This is a genomic window from Isoptericola sp. GX10416 (genome assembly GCF_056590155.1).
On the sequence record NZ_JBWPVO010000001.1, the window covers coordinates 328,714 to 350,381 of the forward strand.

Genomic DNA, 21,668 nt, shown 5'->3' on the forward strand with positions numbered 1-21,668 from the left:
GCGAGGCACGACGGTGGAGGCAAAGGGGGACCTCGAGTGCTCGACGCGTCGGCCAGGACACCGTGTTCCGGTGCGGCACCACGGGCGCGAGCCGCGGGTGACGCACCCCGAGCACAGGAGTCCTCATGACCTCCCACGAGTCGTTCAAGCGCCGCGTCCGCGAGCGCATGTCCCGCACCGGCGAGCGCTACGCCGCCGCACGCCGGTCCCTGCTCCCGGAACCACCGCCGTCGGGCGAGGTCGGGCCGGGCTGGGTCAGCCGGCCGGAGGTGTCCGACGCGACGATCAAGGAGAACACCGGCGCGCAGGACCCGGCCCGGCACGGCGTGCTCACGGTGTCCACCGACCCGGTGGGACAGCGCACCCGGATGACGCTCACGCACGAACGGCTGGCGTCGCCCACGGCGGCGGAGCACTGGCGTGAGTACTGGGGCGAGTGGCTGGCGGCGCTGGCGACGTCCGACGTCCCCGCTGGCTGACGCGGCGGCGCCCGGCCCTACGGCACCTCCGTGCCGGGGCCGGGCGGCACGTCGTCGTCCTCGCCGAGCGCGTGGAGCACCCACGGCACGAGCGCTTTCGCGGTGCGCCGGTACCCGAGCGCGCTCGGATGGAAGCGGTCGAGGCTGAACGCCTCCTGCGGGTGGTCGACGAAGAACGGCCCGACGACGTCCGCCAGCGAGACGGGGTACGCACCCGCCCCGCGCACCGCCACGACCTGCGCCGCGGCGAGCTGCCGGGAGGCACGCGCACCGAGGGCGCGCAGCGGCTGCGGGACCGGGCGCAGCGCACCCAGATCGGGGCAGGTCCCCACGACGACGGCGCAGCCGAGACCGTGCAGCCTGTCGACGGCCGCGACGAGGTGCCCGACCGACTCCGCGACCGGCACCCGGTGGGTGACGTCGTTGCCACCCACCACGACCACGGCGGCGTGCGGCCGGTAGCCGCGTTCCAGGCTGTCGAGCTGGGCGGCCAGCATCGACGACTCGGCACCGACCACCGCAGTGACCCGCAGCCTGACGGGGCGCTGCAGGCGCTTCGCGAGGCCACGCGCGATCCGCGCACCCAGGGTGTCCTTGCGACGCTCGGCGCCAAGCCCCGCGGCGACCGAGTCACCGAGCACCAGCAGGTCGAGCGGCGGGCCGCCGTACCTCGTGCACCAGACGCGGTCGGCGTCCAGCGCCTCCTCGCCGAGGGCCTTGCCGATCCGCCGCCGGGCGAGCGCTGCCTGACGGCGCAGGAGCTCGGTGGCCGCGACGACCACCGCGGCGGCACCGAGAACAACCGTCAGGGCCGCCACGAGAGCCGGTCCCGCGCGATGCGAAAGGTTCATGCTCTCGTTGAAGCAGACCCGTCTGAACAACGGGTGGCGGGACGGTGTCGTGCCGACGTCGGGCCTGCGTCACCGCGCGTCGACCGCCGCGACACCCCATCATGCTCACATGACGAAGCCACGGACGATGGGTGTCGAGGAGGAGTTCCTGCTGGTGGGCCCGGACGGCTCACCGGTGGCCAAGGCCCAGGAGGCGCTCGATGCCTCCGGTCACGACAACCACGACGGCGGCACAGGGGCGCTCGAGCCGGAGTTCATGGAGGAGCAGCTCGAGACGGCCACCCATCCGCGCGCGTCGCTGTCGGACCTGGCCGCCGAGATCCGTGCCGGTCGCGCCCGTGCGCAGGAAGCCGTGGACCGCGTGGACGCCCGCGTGGCCGCTCTGGCCACTTCGCCCGTCCCGTTCACGGGGACCACGGTGTCCAGGCTGCGGTACCAGAAGGCGCGCCACGTCTTCGGGATGACGGCGCGCGAGCAGCTCACCAGCGGCTGCCACGTGCACGTCGGGGTCGAGGACGACACCGAAGGGGTGGCCGTGATCGACCGGATCGGCCCCTGGCTCGCCACGGTGCTGGCGCTGAGCACCAACTCGCCGTTCTGGCAGGGCTCGGACACCGACTACGCGAGCTACCGCTCCCAGGTCTGGACACGGTGGCCGACGGCGGGGCCGACGCGGGCGTTCGGCTCCCCGGAGGAGTACCACGCCGCCGTCGCGGCGCTCGTCGCCACCGACACGGTGCTCGACCAGAACATGGTGTTCTTCGACGCGAGGCTCTCCCCCACCTACCCGACGGTGGAGGTGCGGGTGATGGACGTCTGCCTCGATCCCGACACCACGACGCTCGTCGCCGCCCTGGTCCGTGGGCTGGTCGAGACCGCCGCACGGGAGGCGGCCGAGGGCGTGACGGCGCCGAGCGCGCCGCCGGAGCTGCTGCGCACCGCCGCGTGGCGGGCCGGCCGCTCGGGACTGGAGGGCGACCTCGTCTCGCCACGCACCTGGCGGCCGGCCGGAGCCCACGACGTCGTCGGGCAGCTCGTCGACCACGTCCGCGAGGCTCTGCGGGACGCGGACGACCTCGATGCCGTGACCGAGCTGCTCGGCAAGGTCTGGTCGACCGGTGGCGGCGCGGCGCAGCAGCGCGCCTGGTTCGCCGAGGCCGGCGACCTCCACGGCGTCGTCGAGCGGGCGGTGGAGATCACCCACTCCTGACCCGCGAGCGTCAGTCGCGCGCCAGCGCGGCCAGAGCGTCGCGCACCACGTCCTCGGCACGCAGCCGCTGCGCCGTGACGATCTGGTCCGGGCTGGCGTGGTCGAGGAACGTCACCGGCAGTCCTCGGTGGACGAACGGGGTGCGCACCCCCTGCTCGGCGGCGCGCTGGGCGAGCATCGCCCCGACGCCGCCGTCGACGACCCCGTCCTCGACGGTGACGACCAGGTCGTGCTCCCCGGCCATCTTGACCAGATGCTCCGGCACGGGCAGCACCCACGTCGGCGCGACGACGTCCACCTGGAGCCCGTGCGCGGCGAGCGAGTCACCCGCGGCGATCGCCGAGCCGACCATCGAGCCCACCCCGACGACGAGGACCTTGCGGCCCGCGGGAGCACCGGCGCCGGGGGTGTGGCGCGCGACGACGTCGACGCCTTCCAGCTCCTCGACGGTCTCGAGCGGGTCGCCGAGCGCGCCCTTGGGGTAGCGCACGACGGTCGGGGCGTCATCGACGTCGACGGCGGTGCGCAGCGCCGAGCGCAGCGTCGCCTCGTCGCGCGGGGCCGCCAGGCGCAGCCCGGGCACGATGCGCAGCATGGCCATGTCCCACATGCCGTTGTGGCTGGCGCCGTCGTCGCCGGTGATGCCGGCCCGGTCCAGCACGAACGTGACGCCCGCCCGGTGCAGGGCGACGTCCATGAGGACCTGGTCGAACGCACGGTTGAGGAACGTGGCGTAGACCGCCACGACGGGGTGCAGCCCCGCGAAAGCCATGCCCGCGGCGGACGTGACGGCGTGCTGCTCGGCGATGCCGACGTCGAAGGTGCGGCGCGGGAACTCGCTCGCGAAGGGTGCCAGGCCGACGGGGTGCAGCATCGCGGCCGTCAGGCACACGACGTCGCTGCGGCGACGGCCGATCTCGACGATCTCGTCGGCGAACACCTGGGTCCACCCGAACCGCGACGGCGCGACGGGCAGGCCGGTCTCGGGGTGGATCTTGCCGACGGCGTGGAAGCGGTCGGCGACGTCCTCCTCGGCCGGGGTGTAGCCGCGACCCTTCTCGGTGATGACGTGCACGATCACCGGTCCGCCGAACGCCTTGGCGCGGCGCAGCGCGGCCTCGGTCGCAGCGGTGTCGTGACCGTCGACCGGGCCGATGTACTTCAGCCCGAGGTCCTCGAACATGCCCTGCGGCGCGACGACGTCCTTGAGGCCCTTCTTCAGCCCGTGCAGCCACTCGTAGGCGAACCGGCCGGGGGCACCGGTGCGGTGCAGGGTGCGCTTTCCCCAGCCGAGGAACGCCTCGTACCCCCGGGTGACCCGCAGCGTGTCCAGATGGTTGGCGACGCCGCCGATGGTCGGCGAGTACGAGCGGCCGTTGTCGTTGACGACGATCACGAGCCGCCGGTCGGCGTCGGCGGCGATGTTGTTGATCGCCTCCCACGCCATGCCGCCGGTGAGGGCACCGTCTCCGATGACGGCGACGACGTGGCGGTCGTCCCGCCGCGCGACGGTGTTGGCCTTCGCGATGCCGTCGGCCCACGACAGCGCCGTCGAGGCGTGCGAGTTCTCCACGACGTCGTGCTCGGACTCCGCGCGGCTCGGGTAGCCGGACAGCCCGTCACGCTTGCGCAGCCCCGAGAAGTCCTGGCGGCCGGTGAGCAGCTTGTGCACGTAGGACTGGTGGCCCGTGTCGAACACGAACGTGTCGCGCGGCGACGCGAAGGTGCGGTGCATCGCGATGGTCAGCTCGACGACGCCCAGGTTCGGTCCGAGGTGCCCACCGGTGCGCGAGACGTTCTCCACGAGGAAGTCGCGGATCTCGGTCGCGAGCTGCCGCGTCTGCGCGGGGCTCAGTCGTCGCACGTCTGCGGGCGTCTCGATCGTGCTCAGCAGCCCCATGCGTTCCTCCCACTGGTCATCCGACAACTCTAAGCGCTGTTCGTGACGTCGCTGTGCGGTCCCGGCGAGAACCGCGCAACGGCTGTGGGTGCACGACGCGCCGTGACGGCGTCGGGTCCGACGGCGTGTCGTGCACCCACAGCGGGGAGGGAGGGGGTCGCACGATAGGTTCGGCAGTGGCCGGCGGGAAGACCTGACCGTCGGCGAGCGTTCGAGGGTCGGAAGGAACTCTCCCTCGACACAACCCTCAAAGAGGCACCCGTGCGCTTCCTCGACGGCCAGCGGCCGACCACCGACCTGACCTACGGCGACGTCTTCATGGTCCCGTCGCGTTCCGACGTGACGAGCCGGTTCGACGTCGACCTGTCGACCGACGACGGCACCGGGACCACGATCCCGATCGTCGTCGCCAACATGACGGCCGTGTCCGGGCGCCGCATGACCGAGACGATCGCGCGACGCGGCGGGATCGCGATCCTGCCGCAGGACGTGCCGGTCGAGGTGGTGGCGGACGTCGTGGCGGACACCAAGTCCAAGGACCCGGTGATCGAGACGCCGGTGACGGTGGCCCCCACGGAGACGGTCGCGACGGTCCTGAGCCTGCTGGGCAAGCGTTCGCACGGCGCCGCCGTGGTGGTCGACGACGGCCGCCCCGTCGGCGTCGTCACGGAGGCGGACTGCCTCGCCGTCGACCGGTTCGCCCGCGTGGGCACGCTCGTCGCGGACGGCCTCGTCACGCTCGACGCCGCCCAGGTCGAGGCCGACGGCCTCGAGGCGACGTTCGAGCGGCTGCACGCCGAGAAGGTGCGGCTCGCCCCCGTGGTGCGCGACGGCGTCCTGGTCGGCGTGCTGACCCGCAAGGGAGCGGTGCGCTCCACGGTCTACTCCCCCGCCCTCGACGCGGCGGGACGCCTGCGGGTGGGCGCCGCCGTCGGCATCAACGGCGACGTCGCGGCCAAGACGCGCGAGGTGCTCGCCGCCGGCGTGGACGTGCTCGTCGTCGACACCGCGCACGGTCACCAGGACAAGATGCTCGCCGCACTGCGCGAGGTCACCGCCGTGCGGGCCGACTTCCCGCACGTCCCCGTCGTGGCCGGCAACGTCGTCACGGCCGACGGCGTGCGCGACCTCGTCGACGCGGGTGCCGACATCCTCAAGGTGGGCGTCGGCCCCGGTGCGATGTGCACCACGCGCATGCAGACCGCCGTCGGGCGCCCGCAGTTCTCCGCGGTCCTCGAGTGCGCCGAGGCGGCGCGCGGGCTCGGCAAGCACGTGTGGGCCGACGGCGGCGTGCGGCACCCGCGCGACGTCGCGCTCGCGCTGGCCGCTGGCGCCTCCCAGGTGATGATCGGCTCCTGGTTCGCCGGGACGTACGAGTCGCCCGGCGACCTCCACGAGGACGGCTCGGGGCGGCAGTACAAGGACTCGTTCGGCATGGCCTCCGCGCGCGCCGTCGCAGCGCGCACCGCGGGCGCGGGCACCGCGTTCGGACGGGCCCGCAAGGCGCTGTACGAGGAGGGCATCTCGACCGGGAAGATGTACCTCGACCCGGAGCGTCCGGGCGTGGAGGACCTGCTCGACGAGATCACCTCCGGGCTGCGTTCGAGCTGCACGTACGCGGGGGCCCGCACGCTCGCGGAGTTCGCCGAGCGCGCCGTGGTGGGCGTGCAGTCGGCCGCCGGCTACGCCGAGGGCATGCCCCTGGCCACCTCCTGGTGAGCTCGTGAGCGCACCGACCGCCCGCGAACAGCTCGCCGCGCTGGCCGACGCCGGCACGTTCGCGGGCCCGTGGCGGCACGCCCGCGGCGAGATCGACCTCTCGGCCGCGCGGCCGGCCGCCGTGCTGGTGCTGTTCGGCGTGCTGGACGCGCTCGCCGCCGACCACGACGCGCAGGCGCTCGCCGTGCACCGCGACCTGGACGTGCTCCTGCTGTCGCGGGCCGCGACGCTGCGCTCCCACGCGGGCCAGGTGGCGTTCCCCGGCGGGCGTGTCGAGCCGGACGAGGGCGTCGTCGAGGCGGCGCTGCGCGAGGCCACCGAGGAGACCGGGGTGGACACCGCGGGCGTCGAGGTCCTCGGCACGCTGGAGTCCCTGCCGATGCCCGTGAGCAACCACGTCGTCACCCCGGTCCTCGCCTGGTGGGCGCGGCAGTCCGCCGTGGGCGTCGTCGACCCGGCCGAGTCCGCGCACGTCTTCCGCGCCCCGGTGGCCGACCTCCTCGATCCCGGCAGCCGCGTCACCACCGTGCTGCGCCGCGGCGGGCAGGTCTGGCGCGGTCCCGGCTTCCTGGTGGACGACGGCGGCACGGAGCACCTGGTCTGGGGGTTCACGGCGGGCATCCTCGACGCGCTGTTCGACCAGCTGGGCTGGACCGAGGAGTGGGACCGGGCGCACGAGCTGGAGCTCGACCTGTGAGCACGCCGTGAGAGCCGACCTGGACGTCACCGTCGACCTGGTGCGCGGCCTGCTCGCCGAGCAGCACCCGGACCTCGCCGACCGCCTGCTGCGCGTCGTGGCCAACGGCTGGGACAACGTCATGCTGCGGCTCGGGCACGACCTGGCGGTCCGGGTGCCGCAGCGGGAGGTCGCCGCCCACCTCGTCGAGCACGAGCAGCAGTGGCTGGGTGTGCTGGCCCCGCGCCTGCCGGTCGCGGTGCCGGTCGCCGTCCGCGTCGGCCGCCCGAGCCCGGCCCTCGGCTACCCGTGGTCGTGGTCCGTGGTGCCGTGGGTCGCCGGCGTCCGCGCGGCGGACGTCCCGGTCGGTCGGCGGCGCCGGATCGCCGGGGAGCTCGCCGCCTTCCATCGGGCGCTGCACCTCCCCGCGCCGTCGGACGCCCCGGTCAACCCGTTCCGCGGGGCACCGATCACCACGCGGGACACGGCCGTGCGCGGCCGCGTCGAGCGCGGCATCGTGCCCGACGGCGAGGAGGCCCTCGCGCTGTGGTCCCGCCTGGTCGCGGCACCGGCGTGGGACGGGCCGCCGGTGTGGATCCACGGTGACCCGCACCCGGGCAACCTCGTGGTGACCGGCGACGGGCCGGACGCCGAGGGCGGCGCGCTCGCCGCCGTCGTCGACTTCGGCGACATGACGGCCGGCGACCCCGCCACCGACCTGGCCGCCGCCTGGCTCGTGCTCGACGCGCCGGGCCGGGCCACGTACCGCGACGCGCTCTCGGACCGCTACCCGGCCGACGATCCCGTGTGGCTGCGTGCCCGCGGCTGGGCCCTGACGATGTCGACGTCGATGTTCGAGTCCGGCCCGGAGAACGCCTGGGTGCGCCGCATGGGCGTCGAGGCCCTGCACCGCGTGCTCGCCGACGCCTGACGGCGCAGACTGGCGTGATGGCCGACCCGGCGCAGGTCCCCCCGGACGTCCGCGAGCTCGTCGACGCCGTCGAGCACCCGGTGCGCCGGCGCGACGCCGAGACCCTCCTGGACCTCATGTCCCGGGCGACCGGGGAGACGCCGCACCGTGACGGCAGCATCGTCGGGTTCGGGCGGTACCGCTACGAGTACGTCTCGGGCCGGTCCGGCGACGCCGTGGCCGCGGGGTTCGCGCCGCGCAAGGCCCGCACGGTGGTCTATCTCATGGACGGGATCGACGCCCATCGTGAGGACCTCGAGCGGCTGGGGCCCCACCAGCACGGCGTGGGCTGCCTCTACCTCAAGGACCTCGAGCGGGTCGACCTGGCCGTGCTGGAACGGATCGTGGCGGACTCCTACCGCACGCTGACGGCCGGTACCTACGGCCTGCGTGCCCGCGAGGGCGGCACCTGAGCCCTCATGGCTTGCCACCCCTAGATCTACGAGGGTTTAATACCTAGTAGATCGAGGGATGGAGACCCATGCACATCGACAAGGACCTCGTCGCGGCCTCCGCGACACCGCTCGTGCTCGGCATCCTGGCCGACGGCGAGTCGTACGGCTACGCGATCGCCAAGCGCGTCGCCGAGCTCTCCGGCGGCCACATGGAGTGGACCGACGGCATGCTGTACCCGCTGCTGCACCGCCTGGAGCGCAACGGCCTCATCGAGGCGAGCTGGGGCCGCTCCCCCGCCGGACGGCGCCGCAAGCACTACGCGATCACCCCCGCCGGACGCGAGACGCTCGCCGAGCGGCAGGCGCAGTGGCGGGTCGTGAGCGACGCGCTCACGCAGGCCTGGGAGGCCGTCGCCCGTCCGCTGCCGGGCGGTCCGGCCACCGCTGGGGGGTTCGCCTGATGGAGACCGAGTCCTCCTTGGAGACCCAGATCGCGCGATGGCGCGACTACGTGCACCGCCACCGCACCATCGCCCCGGCCGACGTCGACGAGATGGAGGACCACCTGCGCGGACGCATCGCCGACCTCACGGCCACCGGCCTCGACGACGACGAGGCGTTCCTCGTCGCCGTCAAGCGCCTCGGCCGCCTGGACTCCGTCTCCCGCGAGTTCGCCCGCGAGCACTCCGAGCGGCTCTGGAAGCAGCTCGTGCTCCTGCCCGGGGCCCCCGACGACGGCGCCTCCCCGGCCGCCCGCCGCGAGCTCGCCGTCGTGCTCGCCCTGGCCGTCGGCGCCGGACTGGCGGTGAAGCTCGGTGCGACCTTCTGGGTCGAGACGGTCCTCCTGCGCAACGTCGGGCTGCTCGTGGCGCCGTTCCTGGCCGGATACCTCGCCTGGAAGCGGCGCCTGACCGGGCGCACCCTCGGCGCCCTGGGCGCGGCGTTCGTCGCCCTCGGCATCGTGCTCAACGTGTACCCGTTCGACCCCGCCGGCTCGACGGTCGCCCTGGCCGCCGTCCACGCACCGGTGGTGCTGTGGGCGCTCGTGGGTCTGGCGTACGCCGGCGGCCGCTGGCGGTCCGCCGACCGCCGCATGGACTTCGTGCGGTTCACCGGCGAGCTGGCCATCTACTTCGCGCTCATCGCGCTGGGCAGCGCCGTCCTCGTCGGGCTCTGCTTCGGCCTCCTCGGCCTGGCCGGCATCGACCTCGAACCGGTCCTCGAGCGGTGGCTGATGCCGTTCGGCGTGCCCGGCGCCCTGCTCGTCGCCGCCTGGCTGGTCGAGGCGAAGCAGGAGGTGGTCGAGAACATCGCCCCCGTGCTGACGCGCGTGTTCACACCGCTGACGACGGCGATGCTCGCGGTCTCGTTCGTCGCGCTCGTCGCGGCGGGCGGACTGACCACCGTCGACCGTGAGCTGCTGATCCTGCTCGACGCGGTGCTGATGCTGGTGCTCGCGCTGCTGCTGTACTCGATCTCGGCGCGGGATCCGCTCGCACGTCCGGGGCTCTTCGACGCGTTGCAGCTCGCCATGGTGGTGGCGGCGCTCGCGGTCGACGCCGTGGCCGTCACTGCCATGCTCGCCCGCATCGCGGAGTTCGGCGCGAGCCCCAACAAGGTGGCCGCCCTCGGTCTCAACCTGCTCCTGGCCGTCCACCTGGTGCAGTCGGGACGGCTCACGCTCGGGTTCTGCCGCCGACGCCGCGGGTTCGCCGCGCTGGAACGCTGGCAGACGAGCTACCTACCGGTGTACGCGGTCTGGGCCGCCGTCGTCGTGGTGCTGTTCCCGCCCCTCTTCGGCTTCAGCTGAGCGCGGCGGCGTCGGCGCCACGCGCCACGAGTGCCGCCCGGATCGCCCGGTGCGCGCGGGCGTAGACGCCGTCGTCGCCCAGGAGCAGCGACCGGTCGTTCGCGGCGCCGAGCAGGGCGTCGATCTCGAAGGCGACCTGCTCGGCGTCGGCGTCCGGCCCCAGCTGACCGGCCGCCGTCCCGAGCTCGACATGGTGGCGCAGGTAGGCGTCCCACTGCTCCTGCACCGCCACGACGGCATCACGCAGAGGCCCGGCCGCGCGGCCGTCGAGCTCGACCTCGGCCGCGCGGAAGAAGCAGCCCCCGGTGAACACGCGGGATCGCGAGTAGACCGTCCAGGACCCCACGAGCGCCCACAGCCGGGGCACGCCCGGCTCGGCCTCCCGTGCGGGGGCGATCACCTCCTCGACGAACGTCGCGCGCGCATGGTCGACAACGGCGAGCTGCAGCCCTTCCTTGGAGCCGAACAGTCCCGCGATGCCGCTCTTGTTGACCGGGGCTGCCGTGGCCAGGGAGCCGAAGGTCAGGCCGCCCAGCCCGTCGACCGAGGCGACCTGCACGGCGTGGTCGAGCACGGCTCGTCGGGAGCGGTCGCCTCGTGCCCGGCGCCCGTCCGTCGCGGCGGAATCCTGGATCGACGTCATGGGACTGATCGTACGACCGTTCGTTCAGTGTTACTGTGCGAACGGTCGTACATCTTCTTCTTCGTCCTCTGGAGGACCCGTGCCGCTCACCCCCGCTCCCGTCCGCACCGGCTTCCGGATCCTCGGCACGGTCGCCCCGCCGCTCAGCGTCGACCTCGCCCTGCGCGCCATGCGCCGCGTCGGACCGGCGGCACGCATCCGACCCGCGGACCAGATGACGCACGACGCCGCCCGCCGCGGCACCGTTCGCGTCGACGGCGAGGACGTCACCACCTACACCTGGGGCGACCCCTCCGCCCCGTCGGTGCTCCTCGTCCACGGCTGGCAGCTGCGCGCCTCGCGGTTCGCCCGACTGGTCGAGGCGTTCGAGGCTGCGGGCCTGCGGCCCGTGGCGTTCGACGGCGTCGCGCACGGCGAGTCCACCGGGCACCGCACCCAGGCCGTCCAGCACGCTCGCGTGCTCCGCGCGGTCCAGGAGCAGTCCGGCCCAGCCGCCGCCGTCGTCGGGCACTCCCTCGGCGGGATGGCGGCAGGCCTCGCGCTGCGCGACGGTCTGGCTGCCGACCGGTGGGTGGCGATCGCGGCCCCAACCGGCTTCGAGTCGGTCATCGGCTCGTTCGTCCGCCAGTCCGGGCTCCCTGCGGGCGTGCACGACCGGCTCGCCGACCGAGCGGCGCGCACGATGTTCCCCGAGGTCGTCGCGCCCCGCACCGAGCTCGACCTGACCCGCCACCCGGTGCCTGCCGGCGTCCCCACGCTGTTCGTGCAGAGCACCACCGACTCGATGAACGATCCGGACAACGCCCGCCAGCTCCACGCGGCGCACCCCGGCAGCGAGCTCCTGCTGGCGCCGGGTCTCGGCCACAACCGCGTCCTCGACGATCCCGACGTCCTCCGCGCGGTGGTCAGGCACGCCACCGAGACGGGTGCCGCGCAGACAGCTTCACCTGCCTGGACAAGCTCCCACACTGCGTGAAGCTGCTTTCTGTTACGCATCTTTTGGTTGACAGTCCGCGGAAGTCCTCCTAATGTCGCAATCGTGCTGTGGCGCGCGTCACCGCCGTCCCTGCACCGCACCGCCAACGCCGGCGGAACGTCGCACGCGAAGGGAAGACGACGATGTCGAACCACCCCCCTGGCCGCCGCAAGCTGCGCACGGCGCCCGCCACGGCCACCGGGCTCGCGCTCGCCCTCTCGGTGGCGGGCGGTGCCGCTGCCGCCCCGCCGGACGACGCGGGGCGCACGGTGCCGGCCAGCAAGATCTCCATCCAGATGTACAGCCTCATCCCCTGGGTGGCGCAGGACGGACTCGACTCTGTCCTCGGCGAGCTGGCCGGCATGGGCTACCGGAACATCGAGCCCTACGCCGGCAACTTCTCGGGGTACACGGCCAAGGAGTTCCGCGCACTCGTCAAGAAACACGGCCTCAAGGTGTCCGCGTCGCACAACAGCACGGACGAGTCCACCTGGGACGAGACGCTGGACTACTCCAAGACCATCGGCCAGCACTACGTCGGTTCCGGTGGTTTCGCCTCCCCCGGCATCGGCAGCTACGAGGACACCCTCGCGACCGCCGCGACGCTGGACCGCCTCGGGGAGGCCGCCTCGAAGCGCGGGCTGCACAAGATCTTCGGCCACAACCATCAGCAGGAGTTCACCACCGTCTACACCGACCCCGCCACGGGCGAGGAGAAGTCGGCGTGGGAGATCATCGCCGACAACACCGACCCCCGGTACGTGACGTTCGAGGTGGACATCTTGTGGGCGTACGACGCCGGCGTGGACGTCGTGGAGCTCCTCGAGGAGTACGGCGACCGCATCGAGCTGCTGCACGTCAAGGACGGGTCCCTCAACGGTGACGCCCGGGCGACCTTCGCCGACGTGGGCGAGGGCGAGCTCGACTGGGAGCCCATCCTCCAGGCGGCCCACGGCAAGGTGCGGTACTACACCGTCGAGTACGACCTCGCTCCGGACGGACGCGACTTCGCGCAGGACAGCTTCGACTACCTCAGCACCCTCACCTACTGATCTCTCGGGCCGGCCGGGCCGGGCCGCCCGGCCTGCCCGAGATCCCCCGGGCCGGAACGAACGGCGCCCCGCCGCTCCTCGAGGGAGCGACGGGGCGCCGTTCGTCGCCTCAGGCCTCCGGCTCAGGCGGCGACGAGGTCGCGCAGCACGTACTGCAGGATCCCGCCGTTGCGGTAGTAGTCCGCCTCGCCCGGGGTGTCGATGCGCACGACGGCGTCGAACTCGACGACCGACCCGTCGTCCTTGGTGGCCTTGACGGCGACCGTCTCCGGGGTGGAACCGTCGTTCAACGCCGCGATCCCGGTGATGTCGAACGTCTCGGTGCCGTCCAGGCCGAGCGACTCGGCGGACTGCCCGGCCGGGAACTGCAGCGGCAGGACGCCCATGCCGATGAGGTTCGACCGGTGGATCCGCTCGAACGACTCGGTGATGACCGCCTTGACGCCGAGCAGCGCGGTGCCCTTGGCCGCCCAGTCGCGCGACGACCCGGAGCCGTACTCCTTGCCGCCCAGCACCACCAGCGGGGTGCCCTGCGCGGCGTAGTCCTGGGCCGCGTCGTAGATGGTGTCCTGCTCGCCCTTGACGAAGTTGAAGGTGAAGCCACCCTCGACGCCGTCCAGGAGCTGGTTCTTCAGGCGGATGTTCGCGAACGTGCCGCGGATCATGACCTCGTGGTTCCCGCGACGGGATCCGTAGGAGTTGAAGTCGCGGCGTCCCACCCCGTGCTCGGCGAGGTAGGTGCCCGCCGGGCTGTCGGCCTTGATCGCACCGGCCGGCGAGATGTGGTCGGTGGTGACGGAGTCGCCCAGCTTGGCCAGCACGCGAGCGCCCGCGATGTCCGCGACGGGCTCCGGCGTGGCGCCCATGCCCTCGAAGTACGGGGGCTTGCGCACGTACGTGGACTCCGTGTCCCAGGCGAAGGTGTCGCCCTCCGGGGTGTCGAGGGCACGCCACCGGTCGTCACCGGCGAAGACGTCCGCGTAGTCCTTGGTGAACATGTCGCGGGAGATCGACGTGGCGATGGTCTCCTCGACCTCGGCCGGCGTGGGCCAGATGTCACGCAGGAAGATCGGCTTGCCGTCCTCGTCGCGGCCCAGCGGGTCGTGCTCGAAGTCGAACTCCATCGTGCCGGCCAGGGCGTAGGCGATGACCAGCGGCGGCGACGCCAGGTAGTTCATCTTGACGTCCGGGTTGATGCGTCCCTCGAAGTTGCGGTTGCCGGACAGCACCGAGACGACGGCGAGGTCGTGCTCCTGGACGGCCTCGGAGATCTTCTCGTCCAGCGGGCCCGAGTTGCCGATGCAGGTGGCGCAGCCGTAACCGACCAGGTGGAAGCCGAGCTTCTCCAGGTACGGCCACATGCCGGCCTTCTCGTAGTAGTTCGTCACGACCTGGGAGCCCGGCGCCATGGAGGTCTTGACCCACGGCTTCGCCTCGAGTCCGGCCTCGACGGCCTTCTTGGCCAGGAGCGCCGCAGCGAGCATCACCGACGGGTTGGAGGTGTTGGTGCACGAGGTGATCGAAGCGATCGCGACGGCACCGTGGAACAGCTCGAACTCCTTGCCCTCGGAGTCCGTCACGGGCACGGTGCGGCGCACCTGCGCGTGGGTCGACGGCGAGTCGGAGGCCGGGAAGGACTCCTTCTCGGCCTCGTCGACGGCGTCGATGACGTCGGACGCGTAGGCGGGCAGGTCGCGGGCGAACGCCGCCTTGGCGTGCGACAGCTCGATGCGGTCCTGCGGGCGCTTCGGGCCGGCGATCGACGGCACGACGGTCGACAGGTCCAGCTCCATGTACTCCGAGAACGTCGGCTCGACGTAGTCGTCCGACGTCGGGTCGAGCCAGAGGCCCTGCTCCTTGGCGTACGCCTCGACGAGCGCCAGCTGCTCGTCGGACCGGCCGGTCAGGCGCAGGTAGTCGATCGTCACCTCGTCGATCGGGAAGATCGCAGCCGTGGAACCGAACTCCGGCGACATGTTGCCGATGGTGGCGCGGTTCGCCAGCGGGACCTGGCCGACCCCGGAGCCGTAGAACTCGACGAACTTGCCGACGGCGCCGTGCTGGCGCAGCATCTGCGTGATCGTCAGCACGACGTCCGTGGCGGTGACGCCCGCGGGGATCTCGCCGGTGAGCTTGAAGCCGACGACGCGCGGGATGAGCATCGAGACGGGCTGGCCGAGCATGGCCGCCTCGGCCTCGATGCCACCGACGCCCCAGCCGAGCACGCCGAGGCCGTTGACCATCGTCGTGTGCGAGTCGGTGCCGACGCAGGTGTCCGGGTAGGCCCGGAGCACGCCGTCCACCTCACGCGTCATCACCGTGCGCGCCAGGTACTCGATGTTGACCTGGTGGACGATGCCGGTGCCGGGCGGGACGACCTTGAAGTCGTCGAACGCCGTCTGGCCCCAGCGCAGGAACTGGTAGCGCTCGTGGTTGCGCTCGTACTCGATCTCGACGTTGCGCTCGAACGCGTCGGCGCGGCCTGCGACGTCGATCTGCACCGAGTGGTCGATGACCATCTCTGCCGGTGCCAGGGGGTTGATGCGGGTGGGGTCCCCACCGAGCTCGGCGACGGCCTCGCGCATCGTGGCGAGGTCGACGACGCAGGGCACGCCGGTGAAGTCCTGCATGATCACGCGTGCGGGCGTGAACTGGATCTCGGTGCTGGGCTGCGCGTCCGGGTCCCACCCGGCGAGCGCACGCACGTGATCGGCGGTGATGTTGGCGCCGTCCTCGGTCCGCAGGAGGTTCTCCGCGAGGATCTTCAGCGCGTACGGGAGGCGCTCGAGCCCCTCGACGGCCGACAGCCGGAAGATCTCGTACGAGTTCCCGGCGACGTCCAGGGTTCCCTTCGATCCGAATGTGTCCACGCTGCTCACTGCGGCTCCTTCTAGGGGGCTGTCCGGCGCGGGCACCGATCTGGCACGTGGCAGCGGTTCCGACGCCGATGTTTCCGACGGGCTCCGCCCAGCGTACGCAGAGGTCGCCGGGCTGCACCCAGCATAGCCCATATATCTTGACGTCAAGATACTTAGGGGTGCCTCACCGCCGCGCGCCGGACGGGAACACGAGCGCCCCGGCGGACGTTGAACGACGGCCGCCACCTGGAAGGACGTCACGTGCCCGCTCCCCTGCCCTCGCTCCCCGCCCAGGCCGACCGCCTCGCGGACCTCGGTCTCCTGCCCGCCGCCGGAACGCTCGACGCCGCCACGCTGCCGTCGACGGCGGCCCGCCTCGCCACACGGGCCCCCGACGGCGCGCTGCTCGTCGTGCACCCGCGCCACCTGCGCCCCTCGAGTCTCGCCCCGCACCTGCGCCGGGCCGTGCGCACCCGCGCCGGGACGATCGAGCGGGAGGGGTTCGTGGTGGTCGACATGCCGGACGCCGACGAGTTCGCTCCCACCGGGCTGGAGGAGCCGACCGCCGACGTCTACGCCGTCGTCGGACCCGATCGCGGTGACGACCTGGCGAGCTGGTCACCGGCCGAGGCCGCCCCCGAGCTCGAGCGACGCGGACGGACCCCGCTCACGCTGGCGGAAGGCCTGCACTGGGCGCTGCAGGCGCCCGACGTGCTGGAGCGCAACCGATGCTTCATGACGATCGGTTCCCGGCTGCGCAAGCCCGACGGCTCGTTCGACTCGCGGACCCCCGCCGTGTGGATCTCCAACGGGACCGGACGCGACGGGTCGCAGCGCCGGGGTGCGGCGAAGGTGGGCTGGTGCTGGTGGGGCAACCGGCACAGCTGGCTCGGCTTCGCCTCGGCGGCGTCGCGGCTCACCTGACCGTCCGGTTCAGCCGTCCAGGACGAGGTCGACGTCGAGCCGGGCCAGGTCGACCCCGTCCGGCACGGCCACCACGCTCGTGGTCCAGGTCAGGTCCGCGGTGCACTCGCCCGTGCCGGTGCCCAGGGTGATGGTGACGCGGTCGCCCTCCGCGACGACGTCCTGCGGCAGCCACGGGCACGACGAGCTGCCCGCGGCGTAGACGGCGATCCGGCCCGACTCCGGGGCCAGCAGCCATCCCGGCTCCGCGCCGGTTGGATCGGCGTCGACACCCGCCGGGAGGCCGCGGTAGGTGTGCAGCACCACCTCGCCCGACGAGCGCACGAGGAGGGCGACCAGCACGGCCACGCCGACCACGACCGCGACGACCGCCAGCCGCAGCGGCAGCCACCGCCGCACCGGGCCTCGTTCCTGCATGATCCGACGGTACCGAGGTCCGCTCAGCGGTCCAGCACCGCCACCGCCTCCACGTGGTGCGTGTGCGGGAAGAGGTCGAACGCCCGCAGGCCGGTCAGGGTGTACCCCCGCTCGCCGAGCAGGCCGACGTCCCGGGCGAGCGCAGCAGGGTCGCAGGCCACGTAGACGATCCGGCCCGGCTCCCGCCCCGCCATGGCGTCCACCACGGCGCGCCCGGCGCCAGCGCGAGGTGGGTCGAGGACGACGACGTCGGCCGCCGGCACGGGGTCGTCGTCGGTGCGGCGTGCGAGCACACGGTCCACCGCGCCCAACCGCAGGTCCACGTGGTGCAGCCCGTGGACGTTGCGCCGGGCGTCCTTGACCGCCTGCTCGTCGCCCTCGATCGCGACGACCCGCCCACGCTCCCCGACCGCCGCGGCGAGCGGCAGCGTGAACAGGCCCGCGCCGGAGTACAGGTCCAGGACGGTGGCGTCGGAGACGTCGCCGACGGCGTCCAGGACGGCTCCCGCCAGCATCCCGGGGGCCCCGCGGTGCACCTGCCAGAACCCGTCGGCGGCGACGCGGTACCGGTGCTCGGCGTCGCCGACCTGCACGGTCTCCGTCACCGCGCGGCGGGCGTTCGGCCGGAAGTCCGGCCGGCCGCGCCGCCACGGCGTGCCGTCCACCAGCATCAGGGCGTCCGCGCCCCCTGCCGGGGCGACGAGCTCGAGCCGCTGGCCCGGCCGCCAGCGCCGGGTGAAGACTCCCTCGGTCACCGCCAGCGTCAGCACCTCCGGCGTCGCGAGCGGCATGGCGTCCAGCGGGACGACGTCGTGCGACCGGAACCGCCGCATCCCGGCGCGACCGTCGGCGTCCGTCACGAGCTCGATCCGGGTGCGGTAGGCGAGCCCACCACGCTCGTCGTCGCCGGGAGCGGCCTCGACCGTCACGTCTGGCTCCAGCCCGGCGAGCCGCCGGAGCTGCTCGGCGAGCACCGCCGCCTTCCAGCGCCGTTGCGCGGGCAGCGCGACATGGGAGAGCTCCGCGCCACCCACGCCGCCCGGGCCGGACGCCGGCCAGGCCGGCTCCACGCGGTCGGCCGACGGCTCCAGCACCTCGACGGCGTCGGCCCGCCAGAACTTCTTGCCACCCTCGGTCACGCGGGCGCGCACCGTCTCGCCGGGCAGTGTGTGGCGCACGAAGACGACGCGACCCTCGTGGCGGGCGACGCAGTGGCCGCCGTGCGCGACGGGGCCGATCTCGAGCTCGAGCTCGAGGCCGACCTCCGGGTCGACGGGACGGGAGCGGGGGGACGAACGGCGGGGTCGGGTCACGGCCTCATTGTCCCCCGTTCAGAGCGGACCGCCGCCGTCGACCTCGTCACCCTCGAGCCCGGTGTGCCCCGCCGAGGACGACAGCTGCCAAGGGACGGACGCGACGACGACGCCCGGCGTGAACAGCAGGCGCCCCTTGAGCCGCAGCGCCGACTGGTTGTGCAGCAGATGCTCCCACCAGTGCCCGACGACGTACTCCGGGATGTAGACGACCACGAGGTCGCGCGGGGACTCGCTGCGCAGCGACCGGACGTAGTGCAGGATCGGCCGGGTGATCTCGCGGTACGGGGAGTCCAGCACGCGCAGCGGGACCGGCAGGTCGAGAGCCTCCCACTGCCGACGCAGGTCGGTGCTCTCGTCGAGGTCCACACCGACCGTCACCGCCTCGAGCAGCGACGGCCGCGAGGCGCGCGCATAGGCGAGCGCGCGCATGGTCGGCTTGTGCACCCGGGAGACGAGCACGACGGCGTGGACCCGGCTCGGCAGGGCACGCGCACCCGCGACGTCGTCGAGCGCGAGCTCGGACCGGACCCTGGTGTAGTGGCGTCGGATGCCCCGCATGATGACGAAGAGCACACCCATGGCCACCACGGTGATCCAGGCACCGTGGGTGAACTTCGTGACCAGGACGATCACCAGCACGGCCGAGGTCAGGACGAACCCGGTCCCGTTGAGCACCCGCGACCGCTTCATCCGGCTCCGGACCTTCGGTTTCGGTTCCTTGCGCAGCTCACGGGTCCAGTGCCGCAGCATGCCGAGCTGCGCGAGCGTGAACGACACGAAGACGCCCACGATGTAGAGCTGGATGAGCGCGGTCACCTCGGCGTCGAACGCGAGGACGAGCACACCCGCTGCCACGGCGAGCGTGACGATGCCGTTCGAGAACGCCATGCGGTCGCCGCGGGTGTGGAGCTGGCGTGGCAGGTAGCCGTCCTTGGCCAGCAACGACCCGAGGACGGGGAACCCGTGGAACGCCGTGTTGGCGGCGAGGAGCAGCACGAGCGCGGTGACGCCGACGACGACGGCCGCGACGACCGACAACCCGCCGAACACCGTCTCCGCAAGCTGGGCCAGGACCGGGTGCTGCTCGTGCTCGTCCCCGACGAGCACCCCGTCGCGGGTCAGCTGGGAGGCCGGGTCCTCGACGAACTTGACCCCGGTCGCCTGGGCCAGGAACAGGATCGTCATGAGCATCACGGCGGAGATCCCGCCGAGCAGCGCGAGCGTCGTGGCGGCGTTGCGTCGTTTGGGCCGCTGGAAGGCCGGCACGTCGCTGGTGATCGACTCGACCCCGGTGAGCGCGACGGCACCGGAGGCGAACGCCCGAGCGACCAGGAAGGCGCCGGCGACACCGAGCAGACCCTGCTCGAACCCGGCGGCGGGCACCAGCTCGAGGTCGGCGCTGGCCGCCTGCGGCATCTCTCCGGAGACGTACTGCACGGCGCCGACGACGGCGAGGACGCCGAGCGCCGCCATGAAGCAGTAGATCACCACCACGAACACCCAGGCCGACTCGCGCACCCCACGCAGGTTCACCACGGTCAGTGCCGCCACGAGCAGCACCGCGACGAGCGGCTCGTGCCCGCGTACCACCGGCAGGAGCACCACGAGGTACTGCGACGCGGCCGACAGCGACACCGCGACGGTGAGCACGTAGTCCAGCATCAGAGCCGACGCCACCCCGGTGCCGGCCGTGGGCCCGAGGTTGGTCGTGGCCACCTCGTAGTCGCCGCCGCCGGAGGGATACGCGCGCACGATCTGGCGATAGGAGGCGACCACCACCAGGAGCACGACCACGACGGCGGCGCCCACCCAGGGCGAGAACGCCGTGGCCGCGATGCCGGCGACCGCGAGCATCAGCAGGATCTCGTCCGGCGCGTACGCCATGGACGACAGCGCGTCCGAGGCGAAGACCGGCAGCGCCACCCGCTTGGGCAGCAGAGAGCGCTTCGAGCTCTCGCTGCGCAGGGGTCGCCCTACGAGCAGCCGCTTGGCGGCGTCTGCGATGTCCGACACGGTGACTCATGCTATGCCTGTCGGTGCGTCCAGGCGCAGGTCGGCGCACGGGTGCTCGGAGGTATAGCGTTCCGTGGTGTGCACTTCGTGATCATGGGATGCGGCCGCGTGGGCTCCTCGCTCGCGCAGTCCATCGAGGAGCGCGGCCACTCGGTGGCCGTCATCGACCAGAACCCCGAAGCCTTCCGACGGCTCGGACCCGACTTCTCCGGGCACAAGGTGACAGGTGTCGGCTTCGACCGCGACACCCTCGCCCAGGCCGGGATCGAGGACACCTACGCCTTCGCCGCGGTGTCCGACGGCGACAACTCGAACGTGCTCGCCGCCCGGGTCGCCCGGGAGACCTACGGGGTCGAGCACGTCGTCGCCCGGATCTACGACCCGCACCGCGCCGAGATCTACCAGCGCCTCGGGATCCCGACGGTCGCCACCGTCCGCTGGACCGCCGACCAGGTGATGCGCCGCATGCTCCCCCTCGGCGCGACCGACGAGTACCGCGACCCGTCGGGCGCCGTCCGGCTCGCACAGGTCGACTACCACCCCGGCTGGCTCGGGCTGTCCGTCCGGCGCATCGAGGCGACCACCGGCGCGCGGGTCGCGTTCCTCACCCGGTACGCCGAGGGTCAGCTCGTGGCGGCGGACACGCTGCTGCAGGAGAACGACGAGCTGCACGTGCTGATGCGCACCGACGACGCGCCGCGCGTCGAACGGCTGCTCACCCACGCCCCGGGGCCCGAGGAGGAGCTGGACTGATGCGGATCGTCATCGCTGGAGCGGGCTCCGTGGGCCGGTCCATCGCCTCTGAGCTCCTCGCCAACGACCACGAGGTCGTGCTCGTCGACAAGAACCCGTCGGCGATGCGGGTCGCCCAGGTCCCCGAGGCGGACTGGCTGCTCGCCGACGCGTGCGAGACGTCGTCCCTCGATGGCGCCGACGTGTCCTCCGCGGACGTCGTCGTGGGTGCGACGGGCGACGACAAAGCCAACCTCGTCTTCTCCCTGCTGTGCAAGACGGAGTTCGCGGTGCCGCGCACCGTCGCGCGCGTGAACAACCCCCGCAACGAGTGGATGTTCGACGAGTCCTGGGGCGTCGACGTCGCCGTCTCGACGCCGCGCATCATGACGGCCATGGTCGAGGAGGCCGTGTCCGTGGGCGACCTGGTGCGGATCTTCACGTTCCACCAGTCGGGCGCCGACATCTTCGAGGTCACGCTGCCCCCGGAGTCCCCGCTGGTGGGGCTGCGGGTCAGCGACGTGGGCTGGCCCCCCGACACCGTCCTGGCGTGCATCGTCCGTGGGACCCAGCCGTTCAGCCCGACGGCCGACGACGCTCTCGAGCCCGGCGACGAGCTCATGTTCGTCACCGGGCAGGAGGCAGAGCCCGCCATGCTGCAGCAGCTCGTCGTCGACGGACCGGAGCTCGGCTGAGCCCGCGCGACGCGGGCTGAGCGCCGGCCGGC

General features: G+C 72.7%; 20 protein-coding genes. 13 read left to right on the plus strand and 7 right to left on the minus strand.

The features are described 5' to 3' along the window. Positions 1-125: 125 nt before the first annotated feature. A complete protein-coding gene (locus ACWAT2_RS01640) occupies positions 126-479 on the plus strand; it encodes a hypothetical protein (protein WP_402371628.1) in 354 nt (117 codons plus the stop codon). Positions 480-496: 17 nt separating this feature from the next. Here ACWAT2_RS01640 and ACWAT2_RS01645 read toward each other — a convergent pair whose 3' ends face one another. Then, positions 497-1,330, minus strand: coding sequence for an SGNH/GDSL hydrolase family protein (locus ACWAT2_RS01645; protein ID WP_402371627.1), 834 nt, complete (start codon positions 1,328-1,330; stop codon positions 497-499). 109 nt (positions 1,331-1,439) lie between these two features. Here ACWAT2_RS01645 and ACWAT2_RS01650 point away from each other — a divergent pair, with 109 nt between their 5' ends. Beyond that, positions 1,440-2,540 (plus strand): carboxylate-amine ligase, encoded by a 1,101-nt coding sequence (locus ACWAT2_RS01650; RefSeq protein ID WP_402371625.1) that lies wholly within the window; start codon positions 1,440-1,442, stop codon positions 2,538-2,540. Between the two features lie 10 nt (positions 2,541-2,550). Here ACWAT2_RS01650 and dxs read toward each other — a convergent pair whose 3' ends face one another. After that, on the minus strand, positions 2,551-4,440 hold the full coding sequence (gene dxs / locus ACWAT2_RS01655; protein WP_402371624.1) for a 1-deoxy-D-xylulose-5-phosphate synthase: 1,890 nt from the start codon (positions 4,438-4,440) through the stop codon (positions 2,551-2,553). A gap of 261 nt (positions 4,441-4,701) precedes the next feature. Here dxs and guaB1 point away from each other — a divergent pair, with 261 nt between their 5' ends. The 6 genes from guaB1 to ACWAT2_RS01685 all read left to right on the plus strand — a co-directional run bounded on the left by guaB1 (position 4,702) and on the right by ACWAT2_RS01685 (position 10,010). Then, positions 4,702-6,159, plus strand: coding sequence for a GMP reductase (gene guaB1 / locus ACWAT2_RS01660; RefSeq protein ID WP_402371623.1), 1,458 nt, complete (start codon positions 4,702-4,704; stop codon positions 6,157-6,159). A 4-nt stretch (positions 6,160-6,163) separates the two neighbouring features. Next, the gene (locus ACWAT2_RS01665) at positions 6,164-6,856 is read left to right on the plus strand and encodes an NUDIX hydrolase (RefSeq protein ID WP_402371621.1); all 693 of its coding nucleotides are present in this window, start codon (positions 6,164-6,166) and stop codon (positions 6,854-6,856) included. A gap of 7 nt (positions 6,857-6,863) precedes the next feature. Next, positions 6,864-7,766: an aminoglycoside phosphotransferase family protein gene (locus ACWAT2_RS01670; RefSeq protein WP_402371620.1), complete on the plus strand. Its 903-nt coding sequence runs from the start codon at positions 6,864-6,866 to the stop codon at positions 7,764-7,766. Positions 7,767-7,783: 17 nt separating this feature from the next. Next, positions 7,784-8,218 (plus strand): DUF1801 domain-containing protein, encoded by a 435-nt coding sequence (locus ACWAT2_RS01675; protein WP_402371619.1) that lies wholly within the window; start codon positions 7,784-7,786, stop codon positions 8,216-8,218. Between the two features lie 68 nt (positions 8,219-8,286). Then, a complete protein-coding gene (locus ACWAT2_RS01680) occupies positions 8,287-8,661 on the plus strand; it encodes a PadR family transcriptional regulator (RefSeq protein ID WP_402371618.1) in 375 nt (124 codons plus the stop codon). Further along, positions 8,661-10,010 carry a permease prefix domain 1-containing protein gene (locus ACWAT2_RS01685; protein ID WP_402371617.1) on the plus strand — a complete coding sequence of 450 codons (1,350 nt, stop codon included), beginning with the start codon at positions 8,661-8,663 and terminating at the stop codon, positions 10,008-10,010. The genes ACWAT2_RS01680 and ACWAT2_RS01685 overlap by 1 nt, the downstream gene beginning before the upstream one ends. Here ACWAT2_RS01685 and ACWAT2_RS01690 read toward each other — a convergent pair. Continuing rightward, positions 10,003-10,653, minus strand: a complete 651-nt coding sequence (locus ACWAT2_RS01690) for a TetR/AcrR family transcriptional regulator (RefSeq protein ID WP_402371615.1) — start codon at positions 10,651-10,653, stop codon at positions 10,003-10,005. The genes ACWAT2_RS01685 and ACWAT2_RS01690 overlap by 8 nt on opposite strands. 79 nt (positions 10,654-10,732) lie before the next feature. Here ACWAT2_RS01690 and ACWAT2_RS01695 point away from each other — a divergent pair, with 79 nt between their 5' ends. Both ACWAT2_RS01695 and ACWAT2_RS01700 read left to right on the plus strand, forming a co-directional pair. Next, positions 10,733-11,629 (plus strand): alpha/beta fold hydrolase, encoded by an 897-nt coding sequence (locus ACWAT2_RS01695; protein WP_402371613.1) that lies wholly within the window; start codon positions 10,733-10,735, stop codon positions 11,627-11,629. A gap of 143 nt (positions 11,630-11,772) precedes the next feature. Then, entirely contained in the window at positions 11,773-12,681 is a 909-nt protein-coding gene (locus ACWAT2_RS01700) for a sugar phosphate isomerase/epimerase family protein (protein WP_402371612.1), read from the plus strand. A 122-nt stretch (positions 12,682-12,803) separates the two neighbouring features. On the opposite strand, the gene acnA is transcribed toward ACWAT2_RS01700, so the two are convergent. After that, positions 12,804-15,560 carry an aconitate hydratase AcnA gene (gene acnA / locus ACWAT2_RS01705; RefSeq protein WP_402371610.1) on the minus strand — a complete coding sequence of 919 codons (2,757 nt, stop codon included), beginning with the start codon at positions 15,558-15,560 and terminating at the stop codon, positions 12,804-12,806. Between the two features lie 240 nt (positions 15,561-15,800). On the opposite strand from acnA, the gene ACWAT2_RS01710 reads away from it, so the two are divergent. Then, entirely contained in the window at positions 15,801-16,463 is a 663-nt protein-coding gene (locus tag ACWAT2_RS01710; RefSeq protein ID WP_402371609.1) for a DUF5701 family protein, read from the plus strand. Positions 16,464-16,472: 9 nt separating this feature from the next. Here ACWAT2_RS01710 and ACWAT2_RS01715 read toward each other — a convergent pair whose 3' ends face one another. Genes ACWAT2_RS01715 through ACWAT2_RS01725 form a run of 3 tightly spaced genes read right to left on the minus strand, consistent with a single transcriptional unit; the run spans position 16,473 to position 20,209 of the window. After that, on the minus strand, positions 16,473-16,880 hold the full coding sequence (locus tag ACWAT2_RS01715) for a hypothetical protein (protein WP_402371607.1): 408 nt from the start codon (positions 16,878-16,880) through the stop codon (positions 16,473-16,475). Between the two features lie 23 nt (positions 16,881-16,903). After that, positions 16,904-18,193, minus strand: coding sequence for a class I SAM-dependent RNA methyltransferase (locus tag ACWAT2_RS01720; RefSeq protein WP_402371606.1), 1,290 nt, complete (start codon positions 18,191-18,193; stop codon positions 16,904-16,906). An 18-nt stretch (positions 18,194-18,211) separates the two neighbouring features. After that, entirely contained in the window at positions 18,212-20,209 is a 1,998-nt protein-coding gene (locus tag ACWAT2_RS01725) for an APC family permease (RefSeq protein ID WP_402371605.1), read from the minus strand. Between the two features lie 93 nt (positions 20,210-20,302). Here ACWAT2_RS01725 and ACWAT2_RS01730 point away from each other — a divergent pair, with 93 nt between their 5' ends. Together ACWAT2_RS01730 and ACWAT2_RS01735 are read left to right on the plus strand one after the other, a co-directional pair. Further along, positions 20,303-20,962, plus strand: coding sequence for a potassium channel family protein (locus ACWAT2_RS01730; protein ID WP_402372080.1), 660 nt, complete (start codon positions 20,303-20,305; stop codon positions 20,960-20,962). After that, entirely contained in the window at positions 20,962-21,636 is a 675-nt protein-coding gene (locus ACWAT2_RS01735) for a potassium channel family protein (RefSeq protein ID WP_402371603.1), read from the plus strand. Before ACWAT2_RS01730 ends, ACWAT2_RS01735 begins: the two co-directional genes overlap by 1 nt. Positions 21,637-21,668: the final 32 nt, after the last annotated feature.

Coding starts and splice junctions, on each gene's coding strand:
- ACWAT2_RS01640 (WP_402371628.1), top strand. CDS start 126: ATGACCTCCCACGAGTCGTTCAAGCGCCGCGTCCGCGAGCGCATGTCC.
- ACWAT2_RS01645 (WP_402371627.1), bottom strand. CDS start 1,330: ATGAACCTTTCGCATCGCGCGGGACCGGCTCTCGTGGCGGCCCTGACG.
- ACWAT2_RS01650 (WP_402371625.1), top strand. CDS start 1,440: ATGACGAAGCCACGGACGATGGGTGTCGAGGAGGAGTTCCTGCTGGTG.
- dxs (WP_402371624.1), bottom strand. CDS start 4,440: ATGGGGCTGCTGAGCACGATCGAGACGCCCGCAGACGTGCGACGACTG.
- ACWAT2_RS01675 (WP_402371619.1), top strand. CDS start 7,784: ATGGCCGACCCGGCGCAGGTCCCCCCGGACGTCCGCGAGCTCGTCGAC.
- ACWAT2_RS01680 (WP_402371618.1), top strand. CDS start 8,287: ATGCACATCGACAAGGACCTCGTCGCGGCCTCCGCGACACCGCTCGTG.
- ACWAT2_RS01685 (WP_402371617.1), top strand. CDS start 8,661: ATGGAGACCGAGTCCTCCTTGGAGACCCAGATCGCGCGATGGCGCGAC.
- ACWAT2_RS01690 (WP_402371615.1), bottom strand. CDS start 10,653: ATGACGTCGATCCAGGATTCCGCCGCGACGGACGGGCGCCGGGCACGA.
- ACWAT2_RS01700 (WP_402371612.1), top strand. CDS start 11,773: ATGTCGAACCACCCCCCTGGCCGCCGCAAGCTGCGCACGGCGCCCGCC.
- ACWAT2_RS01715 (WP_402371607.1), bottom strand. CDS start 16,880: ATGCAGGAACGAGGCCCGGTGCGGCGGTGGCTGCCGCTGCGGCTGGCG.
- ACWAT2_RS01730 (WP_402372080.1), top strand. CDS start 20,303: ATGGGATGCGGCCGCGTGGGCTCCTCGCTCGCGCAGTCCATCGAGGAG.
- ACWAT2_RS01735 (WP_402371603.1), top strand. CDS start 20,962: ATGCGGATCGTCATCGCTGGAGCGGGCTCCGTGGGCCGGTCCATCGCC.